24 protein-coding genes and 1 riboswitch are annotated in these 25,157 nt (G+C 46.4%); of the genes, 10 read left to right on the top strand and 14 right to left on the bottom strand.

Annotation, left to right across the window (positions count from 1 at the left end; all coding sequences use genetic code 11):
- Together GUA87_RS18000 and GUA87_RS16440 are read left to right on the top strand one after the other, a co-directional pair.
- Positions 1-205, top strand: a 205-nt coding sequence (locus GUA87_RS18000) for a hypothetical protein (protein ID WP_227712099.1), incomplete at its 5' end; no start/stop codon positions are given.
- A gap of 244 nt (positions 206-449) precedes the next feature.
- A complete protein-coding gene (locus GUA87_RS16440; RefSeq protein ID WP_193717711.1) occupies positions 450-1,346 on the top strand; it encodes a patatin-like phospholipase family protein in 897 nt (298 codons plus the stop codon).
- A 2-nt stretch (positions 1,347-1,348) separates the two neighbouring features.
- Here GUA87_RS16440 and GUA87_RS16435 read toward each other — a convergent pair whose 3' ends face one another.
- From GUA87_RS16435 to GUA87_RS16425, 3 genes are all read right to left on the bottom strand, one after another.
- On the bottom strand, positions 1,349-1,780 hold the full coding sequence (locus tag GUA87_RS16435; protein WP_193717710.1) for a CBS domain-containing protein: 432 nt from the start codon (positions 1,778-1,780) through the stop codon (positions 1,349-1,351).
- 84 nt (positions 1,781-1,864) lie between these two features.
- Positions 1,865-2,632, bottom strand: a complete 768-nt coding sequence (gene rsmI, locus GUA87_RS16430) for a 16S rRNA (cytidine(1402)-2'-O)-methyltransferase (protein WP_193717709.1) — start codon at positions 2,630-2,632, stop codon at positions 1,865-1,867.
- Positions 2,633-2,653: 21 nt separating this feature from the next.
- Positions 2,654-3,553 (bottom strand): LysR family transcriptional regulator, encoded by a 900-nt coding sequence (locus GUA87_RS16425; RefSeq protein ID WP_193717708.1) that lies wholly within the window; start codon positions 3,551-3,553, stop codon positions 2,654-2,656.
- 97 nt (positions 3,554-3,650) lie between these two features.
- Here GUA87_RS16425 and GUA87_RS16420 point away from each other — a divergent pair, with 97 nt between their 5' ends.
- The 3 genes from GUA87_RS16420 (at position 3,651) to GUA87_RS16410 (ending at position 6,511) form a co-directional block, all read left to right on the top strand.
- Entirely contained in the window at positions 3,651-4,862 is a 1,212-nt protein-coding gene (locus tag GUA87_RS16420) for an acyl-CoA dehydrogenase family protein (protein ID WP_193717707.1), read from the top strand.
- Positions 4,863-5,492: 630 nt separating this feature from the next.
- On the top strand, positions 5,493-6,095 hold the full coding sequence (locus GUA87_RS16415; protein ID WP_193717706.1) for a tetratricopeptide repeat protein: 603 nt from the start codon (positions 5,493-5,495) through the stop codon (positions 6,093-6,095).
- 59 nt (positions 6,096-6,154) lie between these two features.
- A complete protein-coding gene (locus GUA87_RS16410) occupies positions 6,155-6,511 on the top strand; it encodes a hypothetical protein (protein ID WP_193717705.1) in 357 nt (118 codons plus the stop codon).
- A 20-nt stretch (positions 6,512-6,531) separates the two neighbouring features.
- On the opposite strand, the gene GUA87_RS16405 is transcribed toward GUA87_RS16410, so the two are convergent.
- Positions 6,532-7,707: a glycosyltransferase gene (locus GUA87_RS16405; RefSeq protein WP_193717704.1), complete on the bottom strand. Its 1,176-nt coding sequence runs from the start codon at positions 7,705-7,707 to the stop codon at positions 6,532-6,534.
- Between the two features lie 115 nt (positions 7,708-7,822).
- Here GUA87_RS16405 and GUA87_RS16400 point away from each other — a divergent pair, with 115 nt between their 5' ends.
- Both GUA87_RS16400 and GUA87_RS16395 read left to right on the top strand, forming a co-directional pair.
- A complete protein-coding gene (locus GUA87_RS16400) occupies positions 7,823-8,959 on the top strand; it encodes an alanine racemase (RefSeq protein ID WP_193717703.1) in 1,137 nt (378 codons plus the stop codon).
- An 88-nt stretch (positions 8,960-9,047) separates the two neighbouring features.
- A riboswitch (glycine riboswitch) is annotated at positions 9,048-9,133 on the top strand.
- 129 nt (positions 9,134-9,262) lie between these two features.
- A complete protein-coding gene (locus GUA87_RS16395) occupies positions 9,263-10,741 on the top strand; it encodes an L-serine ammonia-lyase (protein WP_193717702.1) in 1,479 nt (492 codons plus the stop codon).
- 4 nt (positions 10,742-10,745) lie between these two features.
- Here GUA87_RS16395 and speE read toward each other — a convergent pair whose 3' ends face one another.
- Positions 10,746-11,600: a polyamine aminopropyltransferase gene (gene speE / locus GUA87_RS16390; RefSeq protein WP_193717701.1), complete on the bottom strand. Its 855-nt coding sequence runs from the start codon at positions 11,598-11,600 to the stop codon at positions 10,746-10,748.
- Complete coding sequence (gene speD / locus GUA87_RS16385; RefSeq protein ID WP_193717700.1) at positions 11,597-12,022, bottom strand: adenosylmethionine decarboxylase; 426 nt, start codon at positions 12,020-12,022, stop codon at positions 11,597-11,599. Before speD ends, speE begins: the two co-directional genes overlap by 4 nt.
- Before the next feature lie 170 nt (positions 12,023-12,192).
- Here speD and GUA87_RS16380 point away from each other — a divergent pair, with 170 nt between their 5' ends.
- From GUA87_RS16380 to purU, 3 genes are all read left to right on the top strand, one after another.
- The gene (locus GUA87_RS16380; RefSeq protein WP_193717699.1) at positions 12,193-12,675 is read left to right on the top strand and encodes a VOC family protein; all 483 of its coding nucleotides are present in this window, start codon (positions 12,193-12,195) and stop codon (positions 12,673-12,675) included.
- Positions 12,676-12,740: 65 nt separating this feature from the next.
- On the top strand, positions 12,741-13,283 hold the full coding sequence (locus GUA87_RS16375) for a molybdopterin-guanine dinucleotide biosynthesis protein A (protein ID WP_193717698.1): 543 nt from the start codon (positions 12,741-12,743) through the stop codon (positions 13,281-13,283).
- A gap of 24 nt (positions 13,284-13,307) precedes the next feature.
- The gene (purU, locus tag GUA87_RS16370; protein WP_193717697.1) at positions 13,308-14,162 is read left to right on the top strand and encodes a formyltetrahydrofolate deformylase; all 855 of its coding nucleotides are present in this window, start codon (positions 13,308-13,310) and stop codon (positions 14,160-14,162) included.
- Between the two features lie 45 nt (positions 14,163-14,207).
- Here purU and GUA87_RS16365 read toward each other — a convergent pair whose 3' ends face one another.
- The 8 genes from GUA87_RS16365 to GUA87_RS16330 all read right to left on the bottom strand — a co-directional run bounded on the left by GUA87_RS16365 (position 14,208) and on the right by GUA87_RS16330 (position 25,148).
- Positions 14,208-16,442: a methyl-accepting chemotaxis protein gene (locus tag GUA87_RS16365; RefSeq protein WP_193717696.1), complete on the bottom strand. Its 2,235-nt coding sequence runs from the start codon at positions 16,440-16,442 to the stop codon at positions 14,208-14,210.
- 265 nt (positions 16,443-16,707) lie between these two features.
- Entirely contained in the window at positions 16,708-17,847 is a 1,140-nt protein-coding gene (locus tag GUA87_RS16360) for a thiolase family protein (RefSeq protein ID WP_193717695.1), read from the bottom strand.
- Entirely contained in the window at positions 17,844-19,946 is a 2,103-nt protein-coding gene (locus GUA87_RS16355) for an AMP-binding protein (RefSeq protein ID WP_193717694.1), read from the bottom strand. Before GUA87_RS16355 ends, GUA87_RS16360 begins: the two co-directional genes overlap by 4 nt.
- Before the next feature lie 2 nt (positions 19,947-19,948).
- Entirely contained in the window at positions 19,949-20,554 is a 606-nt protein-coding gene (locus GUA87_RS16350) for an energy-coupling factor transporter transmembrane component T family protein (RefSeq protein WP_193717693.1), read from the bottom strand.
- A complete protein-coding gene (locus GUA87_RS16345) occupies positions 20,548-21,228 on the bottom strand; it encodes an energy-coupling factor ABC transporter ATP-binding protein (protein WP_193717692.1) in 681 nt (226 codons plus the stop codon). Before GUA87_RS16345 ends, GUA87_RS16350 begins: the two co-directional genes overlap by 7 nt.
- Positions 21,229-21,250: 22 nt before the next feature.
- Complete coding sequence (locus GUA87_RS16340; protein ID WP_193717691.1) at positions 21,251-21,799, bottom strand: biotin transporter BioY; 549 nt, start codon at positions 21,797-21,799, stop codon at positions 21,251-21,253.
- Between the two features lie 176 nt (positions 21,800-21,975).
- Positions 21,976-23,121 carry an acyl-CoA dehydrogenase family protein gene (locus tag GUA87_RS16335; protein ID WP_193717690.1) on the bottom strand — a complete coding sequence of 382 codons (1,146 nt, stop codon included), beginning with the start codon at positions 23,119-23,121 and terminating at the stop codon, positions 21,976-21,978.
- Between the two features lie 14 nt (positions 23,122-23,135).
- Positions 23,136-25,148, bottom strand: a complete 2,013-nt coding sequence (locus tag GUA87_RS16330; RefSeq protein ID WP_193717689.1) for an acetyl/propionyl/methylcrotonyl-CoA carboxylase subunit alpha — start codon at positions 25,146-25,148, stop codon at positions 23,136-23,138.
- Between the last annotated feature and the right edge of the window lie 9 nt (positions 25,149-25,157).

Here is a 25,157-nt window from a genome sequence, read left to right as displayed (position 1 = left end):
GACTTTAATTTTTGTAACAAAATTACTGTCGATGCACGCACTGCAAACACTCACTAAAACAAGCTATCGCTGCCCGCGCATCTCTTTCTTCTCATCTCAACAATGTAAATTAACAACCGTCGCTTTAGGCGACAAAAAAACGCTGCCGAACCGCCCTGGTTTCAACCAGATCTCTTCGACCGCGTCGTTGAGAGAGTTTATATAGCCACTCACCCAACCCCGTCAACAGGAAATTTTCAAAAAAACGAAAAAACTTTATATCGTTTTTTTCTAACAAACACAAGCAAAAACGAATACGACATTTCGTCTCTTTCTGGTGTTGTCTCGCCCTGTCGGCGGGAGGCGCAAAATGCCCATATCACATCAACAAGTCAACACCTATTTTTGAACTTTTTTTGATCGACGGAAAAGCTTACATTTCAATCAGCCATTCTAAAGGAGAAAATAACATGCCAAGGCCAACAATAGGATTAGCACTTGGAAGTGGTGTCGCAAGGGGTTGGGCACATATTGGTGTATTGAGAGCTCTTGAAGAACAGGGAATCGAACCGGATTTTGTCTGCGGCACATCCATTGGAGCGCTCGTTGGCGGTATGTACCTCGCCGGTAAAATGGACAAGCTGGAGGAATGGGCCCTCAACCTTGGGCGCGCCAGCATGTTTAGATTTCTTGACTTGAGGTTATCAGGCGGCGGATTGATTTCAGGAAGAAAACTCTACCGTACAATTGAAGACACAATAGGTGACATGCAAATACAAGACCTCCCCGTCCCTTTTGCGGCCATCACAACGGAACTTGGAACTGGACATGAGATCTGGGTACGAAAGGGTCATCTTGGCAAGGCAATAAACGCTTCCTACGCACTACCTGGCTTATTCACCCCCCAGAAGATAGATAACCGCTGGCTTATTGATGGAGCCCTCACCAATCCAGTACCTGTTTCCGTGTGCCGCGCACTTGGGGCAAGACTTGTAATAGCCGTCAATCTCAATGCGGATGCTTTTGGGATGACGCATGTAGGTGAAAGTGAGGAGGACTATTCGGAGCAAGACTCAATTTTCGGCTCGCTTACCTCGCCCGTCAATATGATGAAGCACCGATTTTTTGACAAAAAAGGGGCTGAGCCAAGTATCTTTGGCGTTATGATGTCATCACTCAACATTGTTCAGGATCGCTTAAGTCGCTCACGCCTTGCGGGAGACCCACCAGACGTTACAGTAGCGCCGCGCCTTGCTCATTATGGATTGCTGGAATTTGATAAAGCCACAGAGATGATTGAAGAGGGAAGGAATGCCGTTAGCAGATCCCTCCCCTTCTTGCATCACGCGTTGGAAGTTTTGTCTTAGACTTATCCTGTTGCAATATAATCGCGCATCGCAGCGGCTTCTTGCTCAACAGCATCCATACGATGCTTCACAACGTCACCAATGGAAATGACGCCAAGAAGTTTGCTGTCATCCATTACTGGTAAATGGCGAATGCGTTTTTCGGTCATCATCAACAGAATATCGTCAATGGAATCACTTGGCTTGCACACGATCACATTTCTTGTCATCAAGTCTTCGACATTTACAATCAAACAACCAGAACCGCTTCTGGCCAACGCCGCCACAATATCGCGCTCAGAAAGAATACCCGCTACTTGCCCTACGCTGTCCAAGACCAGCACGGCACCAATATTGTGATCCGCCAAAATTGCTGAAGCAACTGACACGCTATCACCAACTTTAGCCGTGATAATAGTCGTCCCTTTCGTTTTCAGAATACCAGCCACGCTCATATGGATCTCCTTTTCCTGTAAAATAGAGACATAATCGCTAGCCTAGCATCATCCATTAGTTTTCACAAATATTTGAAGAGGGTACTACCCGTAAATCGGATCAACTTCCCGCCCCTCATCCTTTTCCTTCTTTTGTGGCGGAGGAGCGATGACAATTGTGACTTCGCCTTTAATTTTAGATCCATCCAGATCTTCAACTACTTGGCTCATAGTGCCGCGATGGATCTTCTCAAATTTCTTGGTAAGTTCTACACATACTGCGACCTCTCGGTCCCCCAAACATTCTGCTGCCACTTTCAGGATTTTTGTCACCCTAAATGGTGATTCAAAAAACACAATTGCGGAAGGGGTTTCTGCAAATGCTTCAAATAACTTCTTCTGGCGACCTGGTCTACGCGGCAAAAAGCCCAAAAAACTGAATGCGGGAACCGGCAGTCCAGAGACCATCAAGGCGGTGATAACGGCGCTTGGGCCTGGCAAGGCTTCCACATGATAACCGGCTTCGATCGCCGCAGCGGCTGCGCGCTGGCCCGGATCACTAATTCCTGGGGCACCAGCATCCGATGTCAATCCCACACTCAAACCATCTCTCAGGAGAGAAAGAATGCGACCAACGGCACGATCTTCATTGTGGGCATGACACGGAAATATGATACCCGGACTTTGCAATTCATATCGTTCGAATATTTTCCTGGTATGACGCGTATCTTCACAGGCAAGTGCATCCACTTCCTGCAGAATACGAATTGTCCGATACGAGATATCTTCCAAGTTCCCGATGGGTGTTGGAATAAGATATAGTGTAGGTTCTGTTTGCTCGTCCAAATTATCCATATCGGGCAGAAACCACATTCCCCACTTCAAAGCAAGAAATTACCTGGCAACCTTATTTGCAATTTCAATAAAACGCGCCCTTACCCACCGGCTGATAGCAGATTGTTCTGAGGAACTATGCCAATATAAATTGAGATCAAGAGTGGGTGCTTCAAAGGGCAGGTCAAAATAATGACATTCATATAACCTGGCGAGTGAGTAAGGTACTGTAAGCAACAAGTCAGAATTTTCCAGCAAAGCAAAGGCGCCATTATAGTGCTGCATACGAACTACATTATCCCGTTTCGCGCCAATTTTACCCAAGCCAATATCTGCTACACCGCCGCCTCTTCGGCGCGATGAGACATGGATATGCTGAGCATTTAAGTAATCGCCCAACTCCAGAATGTCTGATTGAGCCAGTGGATGGTTCTTCGAAACAGCACATACCTGCCTTTCAGAATATAAAGAAACCTGCCGAAGGTCCGGGTCGTCATAGACAAGGGGTATATCCACGGCAAAATCCACTTCATTTGACGCTAACTGACGCAACATTTGTCGACGCTCAACCTGATAAGCCTGAAAGGTGAGATTTGGCGCTTCTTCGTGTAGCGCTTTATAGAGAGGAGGTAACAGAACCGCTTCGCCAATATCGCCAATACTCACTCTCAGGCTCTTTTTAGCTTGAAAAGGATCAAATTCAGGCTCCCTTACTACCGATTTTTGGAGAAGACTAACTCCCTGCCTCACATTCCCGATAAGTTCGTCGGCAACCGGGGTCGGGTTCATTTTGCCTCCGCCATGAATAAAGAGCGGATCTCCCACTTCAACTCTTAATCTCCCCAGTGCGTTGCTTACCGCAGGCTGAGTTTTGTGGAGACGGCGTGCTGTTTCCGTAAGGTTTCTAGTTTCATATATAGAGACAAAAACAGTAAAGAGATTGAGGTCCATATTCATCATTCATCAAATTTATACCAATATATATCAATTATAAATTTCCAGAATGTTATGCAAGCAGTTATATTCGCATCAATTCAAGTCATCAAAGGAAGCAGGCATGGCATTTGACATTTCCCCTAAGGCACAAGAGCTTAAAGAGCGCGTCGAAGCTTTTATGGAAGCCCATGTTTACGATGCGGAAGAAGCGTATATCGAACATATAGAAAATGCTGACGACCGCTGGACCATTCCCCCAATTATGGAAGAGCTGAAAGCTAAGGCGAAAGCTGAAGGACTTTGGAATCTATTTCTTGCGGAGTTCAACGAATACGGTAGCGGGCTTACAAATCTTGAATACGCCCCCATCTGTGAAGTTATGGGACGTTCCTTGATTGGCGCTGAAGTGTTTAACTGTAGCGCACCTGATACTGGTAACATGGAAGTATTGGCGCGTTACGGTACGGAAGAACAGAAACAGAAATGGCTGCTTCCTCTGCTGGAGGGTGAGATCAGATCCGCCTTTGCCATGACTGAGCCCAAAGTCGCCTCTTCCGACGCTACCAATATTGAATGTTCCATAACAAGAGATGGTGACGAGTATGTCATCAATGGCCGCAAATGGTGGATCAGTGGCGCGCCAGATCCGCGCTGTAAGATTTTCATTCTAATGGGTAAGACGGATCCAAGTGCAGATCGGCATCGCCAACAATCTCAAATCCTCGTCCCTAAAGATACTCCAGGCGTCACCCTTTTGCGCCCAATGAAAGTCTTCGGTTCTGACGATGCCCCGCATGGGCATGCAGAGATTCTTTTCGAGAATGTCCGCGTTCCAGCAACAAACCTGATTTGTGAAGAAGGGGATGGTTTTGCCATTGCGCAAGGTCGTCTTGGCCCTGGTCGTATTCACCACTGCATGCGTCTTATTGGTTGCGCTCAACGTGCCTTGGAATTGATGTGTAAACGCGTGGATAGCCGTGTCGCTTTTGGCAAGAAAATCAGCGAACAAGGTTCCATTCGTGAAGACATTGCCAAATCTATCTGTGAAATCGAGCAAGCCCGCCTACTTACAATGCGTGCGGCAGAGAAAATGGATGAAGGTACATATAAGGATGCTAAAGACCTTATCGCGATGATCAAAATCGTTGCACCAAATATGGCACAAACCGTAATTGATCGTGCTATTCAAGCGCATGGTGCGATGGGATTAAGTCAGGATACCTTCCTTGCGGAAGCTTTCGCTTATGCAAGAACAGTTCGCTTTGCGGACGGTCCAGACCAAGTTCATATGAATTCACTCGGCAAGCAAATCGTACAACGATACGCTGGATAACTATAAAAAAGCCAAGTGATTTAATTAGGGTCGCCGTTTACGGCGGCCTCTTTTTTTGCATGCTATTCGGGCAAAGAAAAAACCCTGTCCTGAGGACTAGGGTTTCAACATCATAGACCATTTTGTTTTTATTGTTATTGGCCTACCTATATCTGTCATAGATCAGCCCCCTGCTCTTCTCGGCGGTTAGGTGATCTGGAGGTTGACGACCCCTGATCCAGTATCACTAAATCAGGCATTTCCTCCTTATTATTATATAACTCGGTTCTACCGTTGAGCCCTTCCCGGATCTTTAATCGCCCGATTATCAAGCTCCCCTATTTTATAGCACAAACCTCACACAATGACAAATTGTCATTTTTGACATTTCATCATTTTTTTCTCTTTTTTGTCATTTATGAACAATATATTAGCAATACACTGACACATTATTACGAATATGATACATTTTTTGTATTTTCAGGAAAATTCTCGAAATACGTCGTAAAAGCGCTTAACCTAAACGTGTAATATGAAGAGCCGGGCACTTCTTAAGTAAGAATTACTTCGAATCATACGCTGATTTCGCGTATTTCAACTAATGCAATTTCCAAGCATCAAAGCTATTGCTGGAGACATAGGGAATAGAAAATGACAACGCGCCTACTTCTGTCTTTATGTCTGACAGTGTCACTAATTGTCACTTTCCAACACGCAAATGCCGAAAGCACCAGCGGCGCATCAGCCTTTAAACAAGGAGCATATCAGAAGGCTTATGAGATCTGGCTAAAGGCAGCCCAAAATGGGGATGCGGACGCTCAGTTTAATGTCGCCGTTATGCTGGAAAATGGGCAAGGTATTCCAAGAGATCTTTTTTCCGCGCTCAAGTGGTATGAACTTGCCGCCCGGCAAAATTATCCTCATGCATTGGGTATGTCAGAGAAGGTTCAGGCAAAAATCACCCGCTTACATAAAAGGGAATTATTGAAACACTTACCCAAAGCGGATGCAGGGGATTCCTTAAGTCAAATAGCCGTCGCGACAATTTACGCAGAAGGTCGTTTCGTTAAACAAGACAAGCTCGAAGCCTTAAAATGGCTGATTTTAGCGGCTGAAACGGTTAAAAATCCGACAACAATAAAACGTGTAAACAGACTATCTGACCGCCTCAAAGAAGACCTCACTGAAGAGCAAATTGTAGAAGTTCAACAGCGCGTAGAAGCCTGGCATAAACTTCGAGAACCTGTTCAGTAGAACTGGCATGAAGGTTGCGAATGAGTTTTTCAGATGACCTTTTTTAGTCGGAGAAAAATATGCTTCATACCTCGCAACTGAACGAAAGTGTTCCAAACAGATTTGAACAACGCGGCTCTTTTCGCGTCTACAATCCCGTTTTACAGGTCACATTAGGCGAACATACATTTGGGACTGAAAATTGGTCTCTCAATGGCCTGCTGCTCAATGGCATGCTTCCTGAAATCGCCCTCGATAAAGACATCGAAGGCTTTATGAACCCGCAAGGTACAGTAGAAAGATGTCACTTCAACGGACGCATTGTCCGAATTGACCTGAAGGAAAGCCAGTTTGCCATCGAGCTTGATGGACAAAGCCGAGAAGTTGCGGCTTTTCTGCCTTTATGGGTTCTTAAATATGGTGCAATTGCCAAATAATATTCGAACTACTAAAGTAATCAGGCAATAAGCTCTTCGGCTTTGTCGCAGATGATATCCAGGCCGTTTTTCCAGTCCTCGCCATCCAGTTTCTTGGCGAGGTGGAGGGCGCGTTCCTGTAGTTGAATGTCTTCTACCGCCTCTTTTATCAGGGTTGCGATTTCGTCAACTGAACTTTCTGAAGAAATTCGGTAGCCGACATTTTGCCTGGTAATAGCCGCACAATTCAGCCTGGTTTCCAAATGAGATGGGCAAATTATCTGAGGTCTTCCAGCGAGCATGCAAGTGGTGGAGGTACCCCCACCCCCGGAGTGAATGACAAGGCTGGAAGCTGGAATAACTTTTGAGAAATCAGCAGGCTCCCGCAACATTTCCATCTTATCACTTTGATATTTATTTAAAAATTCTAACGGTGCACTTCTCACAAATAGGGTTGCAGGTACACCCGACTGCTTGACGGCTTCGATGGTTTTTTGAGCCCCTTTGGCCGTGTAAGCCATGTATAAAAATACTCTTTCCGGCCCCAAACCTTCACATGGTTCAAGGTGGTCTTCAATAGGCCCCACATATTCTTCGGTGCGAAGATCCGCATAAGCGTCCATCTCGGGAACAGTCACAACAAATGCGCCTTCTGTATCAAAAATCTGAGGCAGTCTTTCCAACGGCCTTATCCCCAGTTTTTCTGCTGCTTTTTGGAAAACTCCTAAAAGCTGCTTTTCTTCAACAATCAAATCGGCTCTTTTTTGAAGTCTCGGATATTCTTCAACGGAGCTTGGCGGCAAGGTAAACCCGTTCCCCATATTGATCATTGGACGCGTGCCGCGCATGGCAAAACTGAGACAGGGGCTATGATCCGCAATAACGAGGTCTGCATCAATGGTCTCAACAAGATCGATCCATGCGCTTGCTAAATTTTCCAAACGTCCCGTCAAACCAAAACCCTGTCTTGCCAGAACATCTGTATATCTGGCAGTGGGAAGTTTGTTGATGTCCTTAATTGGCGGAACTGTCCAAAAAGGGGCTTGAAGAACTTTGTAGCCATGGCTTTTGATTTTTTCAGTTGCCTGTAGCGGGTTTCTGACGGCGAAAATTATGTCGTGATTCCCGCGTTGTCTAAGCCTGTCCGCCAACCGGAGCATAGGGTAGATGTGGCCGAGATTGGCCCCAAATTCAGATCCAAAAAGAATACGCCCCACGATCCCACCTTATTGTATATTTGCCAAGCAATCTGTTGAGAATTTGATAGAAACATTCTACAGCTAGTTTTGCAATATCGTGTTGTTATTGAAACAGGCAATTTATGTGATGCAGATGACATTGGAAGAATTAGACACCCCAACCCTATTGCTTGACGAAGATATAATGAGAAGAAATATCAAGCGATTACAGGATAAACTTGATCTGCATTCTGTTCAGTTGCGCCCTCATTTGAAAACGTGCAAATCCTTGCAGATTGCCAAGCAAATCAAACCTGTAGGGCCTGATGCTTCGATAACGGTCTCCACAATTGCCGAAGCGGAGTATTTCTTCGAAGGGGGATACGGCGATATTCTCTATGCGGTATCTGCTACGCCGCATAAACTCATTCGTCTTAAAAAACTACAGGATCGGGGGGCTCAAATTACCCTTATTCTTGATCATATAGAGGGCGCAAAACAGATTGCTGATGCAGCAATAAAACTGAATACCAGTTTCCCATGCCTGATCGAAATCGATTGTGATGGTAAGCGTGCAGGAATTAAAGCAGATGATGATGCTCTTCTACCTCTTGCAACCTTCATCAATGATCAAAACGGAGTGTCTCTTGCTGGAGTAATGACCCATTCAGGGGGCTCATATGCTGCCAATGATATTGCTGCTATTAAACAAGTTGCAATCGACGAAAAGATCGGCATTACAACAGCGGCTTCAAGAATTCGCGAAGCCGGGCTTCCTTGCCCAATAGTCAGCGTCGGTTCGACTCCAACCGCTACTTTTGCTGATGATTTCAAAGGCATTACCGAAGTACGTGCAGGCGTTTATGTCTTTCAGGATCTTGTCATGGAAGCGCTGAATGTTTGTGAAAAATCGGACATTGCCATATCTGTTCTTTCAACAGTCATAAGCCATAACAAAACACATAATCGCCTACTTTTAGACGCAGGAAGCCTTGCGTTATCTGCCGATCCAGGAAAAGTGAACGAAATGGGCAACAAACATTTCGGCCAAATCTGTCACGCAAAAACCGGCAAGCCAATTGATAATTTGTATATTTCGAGCATGAATCAAGAACATGGGTTGATCTCTTTGGATGGGCTTGAGTATCAATTGGACGATTTTCCAATTGGAAGTCAGGTGCGTATTTTACCTAACCACGCGTGCATTACTGCGGCCGCTTACAATGAATATCAACTTTTAAGTAGTCCTTCTTCGGTTGATGGAACATATGAGCGTTGCAACGGTTGGTGAACTGGCTGACTAAGTTGTTATCTTATATCGCTTGACCGATTTCAATTTGCCTCTTAGCCTGAACGGTATAAGTAGTAATGATATCTGGATATCACTGATGGGAGAGATCGGTCTTCCGACGCCGAAGGAGCAACCGCCCCGGAAACTTTCAGGCACCCGTACTGTCAGTGATCAGAACTCTGGAGAGAGGGCTTGTGCCCCACCGAAGAGGTAAGCCGCTTTAAAGCGGTAATCTTTCAGGTAAACGGACAGAGGGGGCATCAAGGAGATACCGTTTGGCGGTATTTTTTAAAGGATGCCGCAATGACAGAAGATACAAAAATTCAGACCCCCGGTAACGTCACACCCGTTGTGCCCCATTGGCGCAGGGAAATTAAACCTGTCGAAAGCTCCCAGCTGGAAGTCAACATCTCTGTCACGGATCTCTATACCATTGGTATTGGCCCCTCCTCTTCTCATACTGTGGGGCCCATGCGTGCCGCAAAACGATTTGTTGATTTACTGTCCGGAAAAAATATTCTGGAAAAAACTTACCGTGTGATTGTCGAATTATATGGCTCTCTTGCTCTCACCGGACATGGGCACGGTACTGACCTTGCCATAATGCTGGGGCTAAGCGGCGAACGCCCTTCGAAAGTCGTTCCTGAAAGCATCCCACTTACGCTGGAAAACATCAGGCAACAGAAACGGCTGAACCTATTGGGGCTCAAGCTGATTGAATTCCACGAAGAGGAACATCTTCTCTTCCTAAAAGACAAAATGCTTCCTGAACATTCTAACGGAATGCGGTTTTACGCCTTTGATTCAGATGGCAACCAAATAGCGACCAAGGACTATTTCTCAGTGGGTGGCGGATATGTCGTAACCCATGATGAAGGGGACCGGGCTGAAACAAAAGGCCACAATATTTCTCTTCCCCACCCGTTCACTTCTGCGGATGAATTGTTGGCGATCGGAAAGGAGACCGGCCTCTCTATCGCCGAAATTATGCTGGAGAACGAGAGCTGCTGGCGAGAGGAAACAGAGACACTGGAATTTGTCGATTCAGTTGCGGATGCCATGATCAATTGCATCCAGCGAGGATGTGAAACAGAGGGTATTCTGCCTGGTGGATTGGACGTTAAACGACGCGCACCAAGCCTGTACTCAGAACTGATGGCTAACCCTGAGCGGGCCTCACGTGACCCGCTCACTGTGCTCGATTGGGTCAATCTCTACGCTCTTGCGGTAAATGAAGAGAATGCAGCGGGGGGCCGTGTCGTTACAGCCCCGACAAATGGCGCGGCTGGTGTGATCCCGGCCGTTCTCAAATATTACCAACGCTTCTGTATTGGCGCTACGCAAGAAGGCACCAGGAACTTCCTGCTGACGGCCGCCGCGATTGGGTCGATTTATAAAAAGCGTGCTTCCATCTCCGCTGCAGAAATGGGATGCCAGGGAGAAGTGGGTGTTGCCTGCTCGATGGCAGCGGGCGCACTAACAGCGGTTCTTGGCGGCACGAACGAACAAGTTGAAAACGCGGCTGAAATTGGAATGGAGCACAATCTGGGCCTCACCTGTGATCCAATCGGCGGTTTGGTTCAAATTCCCTGTATTGAGCGCAATACCATGGGGGCTATGAAGGCGATTAATGCTGCCCGTTTAGCCTTGTCTGGCGATGGTCAACATGTTGTATCACTTGACGAGGTGATTGAAACCATGCGTCAGACAGGTCTCGACATGCTCAGCAAATATAAGGAGACCTCACAAGGAGGCCTAGCTGTGAATGTGGTAGAATGCTGAACCGCTATTTTTCTTCAGTCAAAACCTTCTGAACATAAAGCGGCAGAACGAAAGACGCCTGATGAATTTCAGGAGTGTAATAATCCGTTTTGATTTCCGCCGCTAAATACCGGTCAGCCAGCACTCCCAGATCCAGTTTCCGCAGGCGAGGGTTATCTGTCGCCCATCCGAAGGCCAACGGTCCACCGACATAGCTCGGGATTGTCGCCATATAGAAACTCACGTCCTCAAAAATAGTTCCAAAGCGATCATAGCTATTGCGAAGTTCATCTGATTGAACAAATGGGACCCCGTTTTGGGTCACAATAATACCGCCATCGCTTAAGCAGCTTTTACAGTCAGTATAAAACTCTTGAGTAAAAAGAACTTCACCCGGGCCATGTGGATCCGTTGAATCGACGACGATAACATCCCATTTTTCGTCTGTTTCCTTGACGAATTTGCAACCGTCCGCAACAACAAGGTTCATCCGCGGATCTTCGAAGGCTCCGCCGCTTACGCTAGGCATATATTTGATCGAAAGATCAATGACAGTACGGTCAATATCCACAAGTGTGACATCCACATTCTTGTATTTCATGGCTTGGCGCGCAGCGCCGCCATCACCACCACCGATAATCAGGATACGTTTCACATTGCCATGCGCCAGCACTGGCACATGTACAAACATTTCGTGATAAATAAACTCGTCTTTTTCCGTGGTTTGAACAGCACCATCCAGTGACATGACTCTGCCGAAACGGGGATTTTCGAAAATCATCAGATCCTGCAGATCCGTTTTTTCCCGATAGTAAATCTCCCCTACTTCCAGTGCGAGATTTACGCCAGAGTGTAAGTTCTCGTCAAAAACCTCAATCATCCAATTACTCCCCTTTTCAGGTCATTGATCTGGATCGATTTCGGTTTGAAGGCCTGTTTTAGAATAGGAATGCACTTGTGTGGCTTGGCCTTACCACACATAAAGATATCAAGCGCCATATACCCTTGATCCGGCCATGAATGAAAACTGATGTGACTTTCAGCAAGCACAGCAACACCGGAAAGACCGTTTGGCTCAAACGCGTGAATATGGAAATGCAGTAAAGTAGCTTGCGCTTCTTTGATACATTCTTTTAGGGTTTTTTCGATCAACTGAGCATCATTTAGATTCTCAGCATCCCAAAGATCTACTATCAAATGTGTACCCGCAAAGACAATGCCGTCCTTCTGGACAAAATAGTCCGGCTTCAAATCCTGCTCAGTAGCGGGATCAAGCCTGATCACATCTGATGTTTTTTCCATGTTTTCTGCTTACCGGTAAGTTTTATGGAGGATCTAAAATTTTGCGCCTTATCGCTAAAAAACCGCCGGATTACAAGGAAAATCGACAGCTTTTCAATTGAAGGGTTGATCTTCGGCTAGTTTGTTCTCAAATATAGGGCACGGGGTGCGAAACGACTAAGGATTATAGCATGATTAAAGGGCTACATCACAACGCGTATCGCTGTCGCAACTCTGAGGAAACACGAGCCTTCTACGAAGACTTCCTTGGCCTGCCGTTGGTCAATGCGTTTCCCATTGGGGAGACAAAGACTGGCCGCTCAACAAATGCGCTTCATACATTCTATCAAATGGATGATGGGTCATGTCTCGCATTTTTTGAAGTTCCAGGTATGGAGTTCGACTTTAAAGAACAACATGATTATGACTTACATATCGCCCTTGAGGTTGCTTATGACGATATGATGAACATGTTTGAAAAAGGGAAAGCCGCTGGCATTGAAACCAGAGGTGTTGCAGACCATGGGTTTATTGAATCTATCTATTTCAGAGATCCCAACGGGTATGTCATTGAACTGACAGCCCCAGTAGAAGGAAAAGAGGCAGACACCCTCGAAGAGGCAAAAAAAAGAGCCAAAAACATCTTAAATGACTGGATGGCAGAGGTTTCTTAAATTCCACTGTTGCCCCGTCCTGTCCTATATGCAAAAACCATGTTTCAATTTATGGGACGGGACGCATGGGCATCACTTTCAAAAGCATAGTAATTTCTGCAGCGGCTTTTTTTGCGCTGGCGAATTCTTCTTACGCTCAGACAAATGATCGTTATATAGGATATTACTACCCTGCCCCGCAGCAAATCGAGGCCTATTGCGCACGAGTTCCCACACTAAAGGATGTCAATAAGAAGCGCCGGGTGGGTTTCATAATCGGGATCAAAAGTGGTCAACAAAACCAGCAGTATGAATCCCCTTACTCAGTTTTCGCCAAAGGTGGACAATCAACCAAACTCATGATCATTTCCAAACAGGAAGGGTACTTGAATACAATTTACAGGGCACGGGCGCTTCTCGCTGATCTATCAGTTAGTGCAAGGACCACACCCATTTTTGCAAAAAGTGGCGTTGCAGAAAGCCTCACCTTCCTGGATCTGATTAGCACCATGGGTTTTGAATCTGTCACGCTAAGTGATGGCGCTTCTTTTTCTCATCAGGTTCTCATATTTCCGCAAGGTCATCGCAATTGCGTAAAAGCACCTGCCCCAAACAAATCAAAACAATGAATAAGACAACTTGAGTTTGATAACATGCCTGAACAAAACTTCATCTTGAACCTGTCATGCGAAGACAAACCCGGAATTGTGGCTGCCATAACCACTGAACTTGCAGCTAATGGATGCAATATCACTGAAAGTAATCAGTTCTGGGACAAGCAAACAGATCGATTTTTTATGCGAATTGCGTTTGCAGCGCCCGCTGAAACTACAAAAGAAAAGCTAGAACATGCTTTAACACCAGCTGTTGAACGTTTTCAGATGAAGGTTGGGTTAAGTGATGCCGCTAGAAAACCACGCATCATCGCTATGGTCTCCAAATTCGATCATGCATTGCTTCATCTGCTCTATCAAATTCGTGTTGGGTGGCTTAACGCAGAAGTTGTCGCCATTGTCTCGAACCATGAAGACAGTCAAAAAACCGCGGAAGTCGAGGGTATCCCCTACTACCATTGGCCCGTAACCAGGGAGAACAAAGCTGACGTAGAAGAAAAATTATTGAAGCTGAGTTTTGAGAAAGATGCGGATCTGGTTGTTCTTGCCCGCTACATGCAGATTTTGTCTGATAATTTATCTAATCGGTTATTTGGCCGCATTATCAATATCCATCATTCGTTTCTGCCCAGTTTCAAGGGCGCCAAGCCTTACCATCAGGCCCATGAACGTGGTGTGAAACTTATCGGCGCAACGGCTCACTATGTGACCCCTGATCTGGATGAAGGCCCAATCATTGAGCAGGAAACAGAGCGAGTAACCCATTCAATGACCGCTGATGACCTTGTGGCGACTGGCCGCGATGTGGAAAGCCGTGTTCTTGCTCGTGCCGTAAAAATGCACCTTGAAAATCGGGTTATGTTGAACGGTCAAAAAACAGTCGTTTTCAAATAAAAAAGGCAGCCGAACGGCTGCCTTTCCCATAACTGCTGAAGTTGACTAAGCAGCTCTGATATCGTTCAGGAAGCTATCAATTACGCCATTCAGGTCTTTAGACAGACTTTCCAAAGCCTCTGATGCAGACAGTACATTATTCGCCGCCTGACCGGTTTCTTCAGACTTCTCTGAAACCTCGCTAATTTTGGCGTTTACTTGAGAGGTACCATTCGACGCTTCTTGCACACTTCTGGAAATTTCAGTCGTTGCTGCATTCTGCTCATTCACAGCTGAGGAAATCCCAACAGTGGCCTCACGAATGGTACGGATCACATCTCCGATCTTACTAATGGCCTCAACTGCGCCATTAGTTGCATTTTGCATTCCATCGATTTGCTGAGCGATTTCCTCAGTTGCCCGTGCAGTTTGCGTCGCCAGACTTTTCACCTCTGATGCCACTACGGCAAAACCTTTACCTGCATCACCAGCCCGAGCCGCTTCAATCGTAGCGTTTAAAGCGAGTAGATTTGTCTGCCCAGCAATGTCACTGATCATTTCAACAACTTCACTGATTTTCTTGGCAGCATTAGCCAAATCTCCAACCGAAGTAGTTGTACTTTCAGCTTCAGAGACAGCTTCTTCAGAGACATCAGTTGCCTGTGTTACCTGACGTGATATTTCACCAATTGAAGCTGACAGTTCTTCTGCTGCAGAAGCCACAGTCTGAACATTTGAAGAGGCTTCTTGCGAGGCGACAGATACATCACCTGACAGATTACGGGTTCCATCAGCCGTTGCTACAAGGTCATTGGCTGTAACCTGCAACTGATTTGCTGATCCAGTCAATGTTTCCATAATGGATGAGATACGACTTTCAAATTCTTTGATAATCGCAGTAATTCTCTCTGCGCGCGCGGCCTTCTCTTCTGCCTCAAGACGTTCACGCTCACGTTCTTTTTCAAGGCGTTCTTGCTCTCTTTCACGTTCTATACGTTCACGTTCAGCAGCCGCCGCTTCTGCTTCTTTAGCTTCCGCTTCCAGACGCTTCTGCTCAATCGCATTATCTTTAAACACCTGAAGTGATTGAGCCATATCGCCAACTTCATCACCGGTATCTTGTGCTGGCACTTCAACATCCAGATTACCATCTGAAAGTTGCATCATCGCTTGGGTGATCTCAATCAGCTTATTTGCGATTTGACGGGAGAACAAGTATCCGACCGCGCATACAAGAACCAATAGACCTAAGCCAATCATCAGCATGTTATTACGCATCGAAGAAATTGGTGCGAAAAACTCTGCTTGATCAATCTCAGCAATAACAGCCCAGCGAACACCAAGGAAATCAATATAATTATATACAGACTTCACTCGCTCGCCTCTATAATCAATACCCTTTAGCGCGCCTGACTTCCCACTTAAAGCAGCTGATGCAGCTTCGGTTTTGATCTCGCGTTTCAAAATCGTACTCTCATCTGAAAAACGACTGTCACTACGCATGAGGTTATCGGTGCCGACAATGTAGGCTTCACCAGTTTCCCCAAGACCAGTTGCGTCATTCATCAAAGCATTTAGACGCGAAATTGACATCTGATAGGCAATCACACCGATTGCCTGATCACCTCTAAAAACTGGTGTTGCAATAAAGCTGGCAGGCGCATCATTACTGGGCGCATAAGGGGCAAAATCCTGAAAGGCAACAAATCCAACTTCTGGATTGGCCATAGCCTCCCGGTAAACTGCGCCTAACCCACTGTCTTTCCACTTCCCGCTCACAAAATTTGTCGCGTAATCATTTTCTTTAAAGACGCTGTAGATAAGATCCCCTTTACTGTTGAAGAGGAAGATATCGTAAAACTCACGTGTTTGCTGAATATCTCTGAACCAGGGGTGGAATACTTTATGAGTGAAACTGTAAATCGATCCATCTGAAGCAAAATCCAGTTTTTCCTTTTGGCCCAAAGGATATTCATTTTCCTCAATGTATTTCTTCTGAAGATACGCAGTCTGATCTTTACCTAACTGGCTCCATGCACCATTAAATTTAGTGATCGCATCCACAACATTTGAGCTTCTTGAGATGATATACAAATCTTCCTGAATGTTTTTCAAATAGCTTTCCAGAGAAGATTTTCTCTCTTGAACGGTTACCAGAAGTTTTTCTTCTGTTGCCTTATCCAAGGAATTGGACCCTTGAATATAGCCCGTAATTCCCATACCCAACCCGAGGAAAAGGGACGCAGCCAAAACAAGAAGAGGGAGTTTTTGTGAAATTCGTAGTTTAAAGAAATTAGCCATACTCATCACCTAACGGTACTTCTGAACAAATCTTCCAAGGTTCAGATTCCTAACGTTAGAAAAAGAGTGCGCCCGCCAAGTTTACAAGACCTTAACATTAAGGATAAAGTCATTTGGCGTCATTTCAATTACTAATTTAGTATTAGTTTATGGAAATATTGCACAAATATTTAGCACATATGACTAATTATTAGGCATACAAGAACTCAATATTCGAAACTAAATATTTAATACTATTTGACTATTTTTTCACACATTTTTCGAATCACTTGCCGAATGCCTTCAACATTAGAGCACTACCAAGCCCGCCTGCAGCCGCAATAGAAGCGAGACCTCGCGCTCCCTTTGGCATATCAACTAGTTGGTGAAACATATGCACTAAATTGATAGCGCCAGATGCGCCAATGGGATGCCCCCTACTCAATGCTCCCCCCCATTTGTTGAGTTTATGAGAGGCTTGTTCACCTAAAAATCTCTCAAGCAAGACCCCTTGCAGCGCAAAAGCCTCCATCATTTCAAATAAAGCGATATCTGAAAGTTCGATATCAGCCTTCTTAATACAAGTCTGAATAGCATTTAGGGGAGATAGTGCGGGTTTTGCGGGATCCGTTCCGACACTGACAGAGTGCTCGATTAGGCACCCGGCTCCCCCCAGCTTCTCGAAAACATCTTCACTAACCAACAAAAGAGCCGCGGCTGCATCTGCTTCCACCGCGATAGTCGCTGATGTGAGCTCATAAGGTTCTTTGCCATAGACAACAGGTAACTTCTTAAGGAGGGACGGTGACAGTCTTCTGGTGAATTTGTCGGATGTGACGCCCTCAACCGGTACAATCTGCTTTAAAATAAAACCTTGTGACGCCAACGATTTCTCGTGACTTCTTTGAGCATACTTTTCTTGGTCTTCTCTTGAGCAGTTCAATTCTGCTGACAAATCACCTGCAGAAGCCACCATATCAGGATCCCGTTCTGCCCAAGGGGTAAAAGGAGGGCGAAGATAGGGTTCAGCTTTGTCATCCTTATTCATCGGACGCTTCGATCTGATGGGGGAGCGTGAATAACTTTCAAGTCCCCCAACTATTGCGGCCCTAGCCTCTCCTGTTCGAATAAAATTTGCGCCCAGACGGACAGCATCCATCCCAGCGCAGCATTGCGTGTCAAGCGTGAGAGCTGGAACGCCTTCAGGTATCCCCGCCCTTAAAGCAGCCAGCCGAGCGGGATTGCCCCCGCCGTACAAAGCGTTCCCCATAATAATCTGGTCAACATGACCACCAGCTTCAGGCAACTCTTCCAGCAGAGCACTTATCACCGGCGCAGCCAGTTCATCCGCTTGCAAATGATTGAAGGCACCACCACGAGGGACAACAGCGGTACGCTTTGCAGCAACAACGTAACAGTGCTTCATATTAACCGCTCCAACTCACCCGCACTTAACTGACTTTTCAGCAGCGGAAAGTTTGTTTTCCCTGAACTGGTCATCGGCCAGGCATCTGTGCGGTATACCCTTCTTGGGAGTGCATAATCGGGAAGATACTGACGGCAGGCCTCCCTCACCTCTTTAAAAGTGATCTCAGATGTTGTCTCAACGACCGCCACAATGTCCTGTCCACGCTTTGGATCATCAATCCCAAAAACCGCAGCAGAGGCCACCCCCTTCATTTTAATAAGACACTGCTCGATCATTTCGGGGAAGATGTTGCGCCCTTTCACATTTAACATGCGATCAAATCGGCCGGTTAGATACAAACACCCCGTTTCATCCACATAACCGGTATCCCCCGTGTACAAACCATCCTCACGATTAATAAAGGAATGCCCCAAATACCCAAGAAACTGCAAAGGGCTTTGCACATGGACCCGCCCGATTTCACCGGCCGGACAGACTTTATCGTTGGCGTCCCTAATCTGAAGATTGACCATTGGTAAAACACGGCCAACCGAAGCGTCTGGAATGTTCTCGTTTTTCTTCGCAACTGAGATAAAACTCAGTTCTGAACTTCCATAAAATTCAGCCAGCTCCGCATTTGGAAACAACTGCCTCAACTTCCGATACAGCTCTTCACTGCATTTTGCCCCAGAAGACAAAACCCATTTCACGTGTTCAAGATTTTCCTGCCCGCTCGCCGCACGGCACAAAGCATCCAATTGGGTCGGAACGGCATACAGTATTGTGACCTGCTCAGCTTCTAATTCCTGCAGAACTTTAGCTGGATGAAACGATGGGAAACAAATTGAAGTCGCCCCCTCATACAACGCGCGCACCATGGCATAAAGAGGTAGTGAATGAGAGAAGTTCCCGATTGAGGCCACAATGTCATGTGGCGTCATGCCAAACTCGACCCTGTCAATCTCGAAACTTTCAAGCCAAGATTTCTGGCTTCTCACAAAGCCTTTTGGCCGCCCAGTACTGCCAGAGGTGAAGCCAGTATAGAAAGGTTGTTCAACATCTATACTGTCGTTATGTGTCTTCCGATCGGATTGATTAGTGGGCAGAAGTTCAGTGCATATACGGCTTCCGGTAGCCACGTCATCTATCCAGTTTTGTGGCCAAGCTGGATCAAGAACCTGTACATTTTTACCTGCCACCTGCCCCGCGGTAAAAAGAACGGCAAAATCCAGTGAATTTCCCAAAAGCAAAGGCAGCTCATTTTTCCCCGCATATTTGGAAGAAATCAGGCTTGCCTGCTCATCAATTTTTTTGGCAAACTCAGCCCAGGAAACAGATGTTTCGCCAATTTTTAAAGCCGTCCTATTTTTGAAAATGTGACCATTTCCAAGAAACCGCGCCCCCAGATCCTGCAATGAACTGTTTTTCTCAACAACCGTCTCAAAAATGCTTTTCCGGTCCGTTTTAAAGTCATTCACGGCTTGGCTTGTATCCTCATACCCAATTGCCATGCCACACAGAATGATCTGATCTTCCGGTATTTCAAGAACTTGCCGGATCACCTCAGGGTAGGAGATAAAACTGGCCTGTAGGCAAGTGCCTAATCCTGCCGCGTTTGCAAGCATTGACACGGAGTTTATATACATCCCCATATCCAGCCAGCTCCCTTGTGACAGATCCCGATCCATCACAAAGATCAAGCCGACAGGTGCGCCGAAAAAATCATAATTCTTGGCTTGCTGTACCCGTTTTTCTTTAACATCCCGCGCCCCTAGACCGAGTGCGCCAAATAGTTGCTGTGCGGCTTCACTCCGCCGCGTTATATAGGGTTCAACCCACGTTTCAGGATAATAGGAATATTCATCCGGAGAGGTGTGCCCTTTGTCCCAATAAGCCTGCTGAATTGCGGCGCCCAGCCTGTCTTTAAGCGCGCCGGATACGGCATACACCTGCCAAGGCTGCAAATTGCCGCCACTTGGTGATCTGGCTGCATTTTCGAAGATCTCAGCCAAGAGATTTTCTGGAACTGGTTTATTCAGAAAAGCACGAACGGAATGACGTTCTTGAAAAAGCGTTTTCAATTGCGACCAGATTTTACCAGCCTGCTGCTTTTCCATACCTATCGTCTTTCATCTTGACCAAATGAGCGCGCTTCGATGGCCTCGGCCACTTCATCAGCCGTTTTCAAGGTTCGGATTATGACAGGTGTAATGGTCGCAATCAAATTGCGAGACATCCCCCTTGCCCGCTGTGCTTCTCGCACCTCTGCCGTAACGTCCCGAAGCAGGGGAACAAAACGCAAGGTGAGAGAAATGGCGAGGCTGATCTTATGAACGGGGATCCACTTTTTGAAAGGATGCAGCGCCCATTCAATGACATCAATCATCTGCTCGCTTCTGGTGGTCAACGTCACCAAAGATGCAAACAGGATCAAAGAACTGAAACGCGCCACAATAAACAAAGCCGCCCAGATATCCGCGATGAGGATTTGCACGATAAATATCAGTACCATAATCCATATCAGCGGCTTTATCTGATCTTTAAACTTTGCAAATGGGATCCCTGCGAAAATGTAGAGAAGCACTGTTACGCCAAACGCGCCTAACATGATATCCAGACGCTGAACCAGAAACAGCGCCGTACCCGCGGCGAGTAGGGTCAGGATCTTAAATCCAGCAGGCAATCTGTGGACCCAGGTATCCCCAGCTACATAAAGTGTCAGCATACGCCACTCACTTTTCTGTAGGTTGCGATAACTTCTTCAGGTTCGCCATCCGCATAAAGCTTCCCATCATGAAAAAACAGAACACGATCAAAATCACTCAGCAATTCAAGGTCATGAGTTACCATAACGATCTGCTGAGGCAGCTCATGCAAAACGGATAAAAGGTTATGTTTATTCTTCAGATCCAAAAGTGTTGTCGGCTCATCCAGCACAATAATTTCCGGATGCATGACCAATACCCCCATCAAGGCGATCATCTGTTTTTCACCTCCGCTTAAACGGTGGGTCATTCTGCTGCGAAGATGATCAAGTCCGTATTGCTGAAAAATCTCGTCAATACGGCGCTTTCGCTCTTCTTTGGAAATATTGAGGTTTCTGAGACCAAACTCCAGGTCCTCTTCGACGACGGGATATACAATCTGATTATCTGGGTTCTGAAACACAAAACCGACTTTTCGCCGGACATGCCCGCCCGCTTTTGCGGTATCGGCACCGTCAATGGTGACTGAGCCAGCGGTCGGCGTTTGCAGGCCATTTAAAAGCCGGGCAAAAGTACTTTTGCCCGACCCATTCCACCCGATGACACCAACACGTTTTTCGTTGATGTCCAGATTAATATCTTCAAGGACAGTCCGCCCTTCGAAGGCAACCTTTACCGACTTTAATGAAATCATTGAAGGCCGCCTTTAAAAGCACTTAGGCTTTAACAGAAATCAGCGGGTAAGCGCGTTTCACCTGAATCATAATGATAGAGGCCAGACCTGCTTTCACCAAATCACCTGGAACATAGGCAATTGCAGAAAGAGCCGCTTTATCAATGGAAATACCTGCAACTACAGCAATCCACGGAATACCGATCGCGTAAAGGATTAAGATACCACCAACGACACTGCTCGTCATGGCGGTTACGAAGTTCAGTTTCTCCCATGATCTTTCGACCATGTAACCAATGACAAAGGCTGCAATTACCCAACCAATAAGGAAACCACCACTTGCACCCATGAAGACACCGGCGCCACCACGACCACCGGACAGGAATGGGAGACCAACCGCCACCAAAGCCAGGAACAAAATCATAGAAAGAGCACCACGGCGCGCACCAAGCACACCACCGGCAAGCATTACACCAAATGTCTGCGCCGTAATTGGAACATTGATCACCGGAACATTAACCGGGGGAACAATAGAAAGAGCCGCAGTTAAAGCCGCAAATAGGGCAATAAATACAATATCCTTGATCGTCATATCGAAAAGGTCTTCCACATATTTACAAAACAGTCGTTAGGTTTAGCTTTTAAAAGCAGCTCCCCTAATTGTCCAGCCTTTAATATAGAAGACCCATTCAGATTAAAAGACCAAAGATCCGCAGAAAACTACAGTTTTTGGCTGGTAAATCGTTTTCCGCGCATAAAACCCCTTCCTTATGAACGCTTAGCGATTTCTTCCAGCATGACCTCAGTTGCGCCACCACCGATAGACTGAATACGGGCATCACGAACCATACGTTCAATGGGGGCTTCACGCATATACCCAAAACCACCATGGAACTGCTGACACTCATACATCACGCGATTTACAAGTTCACCGCAGTAAGCCTTCACCATGGATACCTCTTTCACACAGTCCTGCCCCAAGCTATCAAGCCACGCAGAATGATATAAAAGTTGCTTACCAGCCGCGACTTCAGCTTGAAGTTTCGAGAGGCGCTGGCGAATAGCTTGCTTATCCCACAAAGTTTGACCAAAGGCTTTACGGTTTTTCACATAATCCAGTGTCAGCTCAAGCGCCTTGTCAGCTTCCCCCATGGCCTGTGCCCCAAGGACTGTCCGCTCATTCTGGAAGTTTTTCATAATGGCGTAGAAACCTTTATTCACTTCACCCAGAATGTAGTCTTTGTGTATTCTGACATCTTCAAACACGAGCTCAGCGGTATCAGAGGAAAGCCAGCCCATTTTGTTGAGTTTACGCCCGACGCTGAAACCTTCGGTACCTTTCTCAACAATGAAAATCGTCACCCCGCGTGACCCTTTTGCAGACGTGTCTGTCTTCGCCGCCACGAAATACAGATCGCCATGCACACCATTCGTAATGAACATTTTACTGCCGTTCAGTACCCAATAGTCGCCATCCTGAACAGCGCGTGTTTTCATACCCGCAACATCTGATCCTGCATCTGGCTCCGTCACTGCAACCGCTGTGATTTTATCACCTGCAATAATATCTGGCATATATTCAGACAGCTGATCTGAGTTACCTGCATTATAAAGATGTGGTGACGCCATGTCGGTATGAACCAAAGCCGTGACAGCAAAACCGCCATAAGTGGATTTTGCAAGCTCCTCCGCCAAGACAACAGAACCCAGAACGCTCATCTCCGCCCCACCATATTCCGAAGAATACTGAATACCGAAGAAGCCGAGATCCCCCATTTCCTTTAGAACATTACGCGGCACCATTCCATCGGCTTCCCAAAGGTCGCCGTTTGGCATCACTTTTTCCTGCACAAAGCGCGCGATTTGCTCCCGCAGCATGTGGTGCTCTTCACTAAAATAGATACTTTTTTCCATGTTATTTTCTCAGCTTATTCTTCAGGTTTATCAGGTTCGATAGTAACGAGCAGCGAGCCTTTTTCAGGTGTGTCACCCTCATGACAATAAATTTCAGAAATGGTACCGTCCGTAGATGCGGTGAGCTTTTGCATCAGTTTCATCGCTTCCAGAACGATAACCGTATCGCCTTTTTTAACTGCATCACCAGGCTTAACCAGTATTTCCACAATCAATCCCGGCATGGGGGATTGCACGGTATTCCCGCCGCTGCCAATGTCCCCTTGGATACCCAGAAGCACCTCTTCCGGCGACAGGAGTTTAACTGACGTAGAAAGCGCCCCTTCAAAAACAGTTGTCAGCCCATCATTATGCCTCAAAGGATAAGTGATATTCATGCCGTCGCTATCAACTGTAATCGATGATGCGTCCAAAGATATGAGGATCAATTCAGACTGTGCTTCATCTCCCATTTTCAGACAGTAACTGCTATCAGTTTCGGTAATCTCGAGCCTTTTAGGAGCGCTTCCTTCCTCAACAACAAAGTAATAGCTCACGGGATTTCGGCCTGCAGGCTTGGTCACGCGCCATCCTTCAAGACGTCCCCATACTGAACCAGTATTTTTCCGTGTGTTGGAAAGATGATTACCAAGGCACGCGATCAGTCGCACCTCATCACTTACTTTCACACCTTGCCAGCTTCCTTCAAACTTATCTTTTAAGAATGATGTATAATGGTTTGATTTTACGAACTCTTCCGATTTCAAAATTGAAGAAAGGAAAGTGATATTTGTCCCTACACCTGCAATCCGGTACTGACTTAATGCTCTGCTTAGTTTCGCAATTGCATCATCCCTGTTTCGACCATGCACGATTACTTTAGAGAGCATACTGTCATAGTAATGAGAAACAGCGACACCTTCTGAAATACCACTATCAATACGCACGCCGATACCTGATGGCTCTAGATAGGTATGCACCAATCCAGTTTGCGGCAGGTATCCCTCTTCTGGGTTTTCTGCCGCAACACGCGCTTCTATCGCCCATCCGTCAGATTTGATTTCTTCCTGAGTAATAGAGAGCTCTTCACCATTGGCAATCCGAATTTGCCACTGGGCCAAATCGATACCGGTAATGGCTTCGGTAACTGGATGCTCCACCTGAAGGCGAGTGTTCATTTCCAGGAAATAAAAATCCTGGGTTTCAGGATCATAAATATATTCCACAGTTCCAGCGCTGTTATAGCCTATTGATTTTGCAAGTTCAGCGGCAGAGGTCAACATCCTCTCCCGAACGTCAGACGGGAAATCTGCAGCTGGCGCTTCCTCGATCAGTTTCTGATGGTTCCGCTGGATGGAACAATCGCGCTCAAGCAAATGAATGACGTTGCCATGATTGTCTCCCAAAACCTGAACTTCTATGTGACGTGCTTTTTGCACATATTTTTCAAGCAACAATGAAGGGTCGCCAAAAGCTGCGGCTGCTTCCTGACGTGCGAGAGAAATCTGTTCCGCCAGCTCTCCTGCTTCATTCACGACACGCATCCCGCGCCCACCGCCGCCAGCACTAGCTTTGACAAGGAGTGGGAAACCAATCTCCTCGGCATGAGCAATCAGAAGATCATCATCCTGTTCACCGCCTTGATACCCGGGGACGACGGGCACCCCAGCAACAATTGCTCTTTCTTTGGCTGCGATTTTAGAGCCCATATCAGCGATGATTTCCGCTTTCGGTCCGATAAAGACAATTCCAGCCTGTTCACAGGATTTGGCAAAATTCGCATTTTCAGAAAAGAAGCCATATCCCGGATGTATGGCACCTGCACCGCTCCTATTTGCGGCATCAAGGATTTTTTCCATATTTAGGTAACTGTCTGAGGTTTCCCCTCTCCCCAATTGGACCGACTTGTCTGCAGCCTTCACATGAGGGGCATTCTTATCCGCTTCCGAATAGACGGCAATCGCCTCCAATCCCAATGACTGAACCGCCCGGATAAGGCGTAAGGCAATTTCGGCGCGGTTGGCGATTAATACACTTTCAAAAAACATATCGCCCCC

Source organism: Sneathiella sp. P13V-1 (genome assembly GCF_015143595.1).
Lineage (GTDB): Bacteria > Pseudomonadota > Alphaproteobacteria > Sneathiellales > Sneathiellaceae > Sneathiella.
Note: the sequence above shows the minus strand (reverse complement) of the source record. Positions and strands in the feature narration are given on the sequence as shown.

Excerpts from the sequence above, each read along its gene's own strand:
- GUA87_RS16440 (WP_193717711.1), top strand. The coding sequence starts at position 450 with ATGCCAAGGCCAACAATAGGATTAGCACTTGGAAGTGGTGTCGCAAGG.
- GUA87_RS16435 (WP_193717710.1), bottom strand. The coding sequence starts at position 1,780 with ATGAGCGTGGCTGGTATTCTGAAAACGAAAGGGACGACTATTATCACG.
- rsmI (WP_193717709.1), bottom strand. The coding sequence starts at position 2,632 with ATGTGGTTTCTGCCCGATATGGATAATTTGGACGAGCAAACAGAACCT.
- GUA87_RS16425 (WP_193717708.1), bottom strand. The coding sequence starts at position 3,553 with ATGATGAATATGGACCTCAATCTCTTTACTGTTTTTGTCTCTATATAT.
- GUA87_RS16420 (WP_193717707.1), top strand. The coding sequence starts at position 3,651 with ATGGCATTTGACATTTCCCCTAAGGCACAAGAGCTTAAAGAGCGCGTC.
- GUA87_RS16415 (WP_193717706.1), top strand. The coding sequence starts at position 5,493 with ATGACAACGCGCCTACTTCTGTCTTTATGTCTGACAGTGTCACTAATT.
- GUA87_RS16410 (WP_193717705.1), top strand. The coding sequence starts at position 6,155 with ATGCTTCATACCTCGCAACTGAACGAAAGTGTTCCAAACAGATTTGAA.
- GUA87_RS16400 (WP_193717703.1), top strand. The coding sequence starts at position 7,823 with ATGACATTGGAAGAATTAGACACCCCAACCCTATTGCTTGACGAAGAT.
- GUA87_RS16395 (WP_193717702.1), top strand. The coding sequence starts at position 9,263 with ATGACAGAAGATACAAAAATTCAGACCCCCGGTAACGTCACACCCGTT.
- speE (WP_193717701.1), bottom strand. The coding sequence starts at position 11,600 with ATGATTGAGGTTTTTGACGAGAACTTACACTCTGGCGTAAATCTCGCA.
- speD (WP_193717700.1), bottom strand. The coding sequence starts at position 12,022 with ATGGAAAAAACATCAGATGTGATCAGGCTTGATCCCGCTACTGAGCAG.
- GUA87_RS16380 (WP_193717699.1), top strand. The coding sequence starts at position 12,193 with ATGATTAAAGGGCTACATCACAACGCGTATCGCTGTCGCAACTCTGAG.
- GUA87_RS16375 (WP_193717698.1), top strand. The coding sequence starts at position 12,741 with ATGGGCATCACTTTCAAAAGCATAGTAATTTCTGCAGCGGCTTTTTTT.
- purU (WP_193717697.1), top strand. The coding sequence starts at position 13,308 with ATGCCTGAACAAAACTTCATCTTGAACCTGTCATGCGAAGACAAACCC.
- GUA87_RS16365 (WP_193717696.1), bottom strand. The coding sequence starts at position 16,442 with ATGGCTAATTTCTTTAAACTACGAATTTCACAAAAACTCCCTCTTCTT.
- GUA87_RS16360 (WP_193717695.1), bottom strand. The coding sequence starts at position 17,847 with ATGAAGCACTGTTACGTTGTTGCTGCAAAGCGTACCGCTGTTGTCCCT.
- GUA87_RS16355 (WP_193717694.1), bottom strand. The coding sequence starts at position 19,946 with ATGGAAAAGCAGCAGGCTGGTAAAATCTGGTCGCAATTGAAAACGCTT.
- GUA87_RS16350 (WP_193717693.1), bottom strand. The coding sequence starts at position 20,554 with ATGCTGACACTTTATGTAGCTGGGGATACCTGGGTCCACAGATTGCCT.
- GUA87_RS16345 (WP_193717692.1), bottom strand. The coding sequence starts at position 21,228 with ATGATTTCATTAAAGTCGGTAAAGGTTGCCTTCGAAGGGCGGACTGTC.
- GUA87_RS16340 (WP_193717691.1), bottom strand. The coding sequence starts at position 21,799 with ATGACGATCAAGGATATTGTATTTATTGCCCTATTTGCGGCTTTAACT.
- GUA87_RS16335 (WP_193717690.1), bottom strand. The coding sequence starts at position 23,121 with ATGGAAAAAAGTATCTATTTTAGTGAAGAGCACCACATGCTGCGGGAG.
- GUA87_RS16330 (WP_193717689.1), bottom strand. The coding sequence starts at position 25,148 with ATGTTTTTTGAAAGTGTATTAATCGCCAACCGCGCCGAAATTGCCTTA.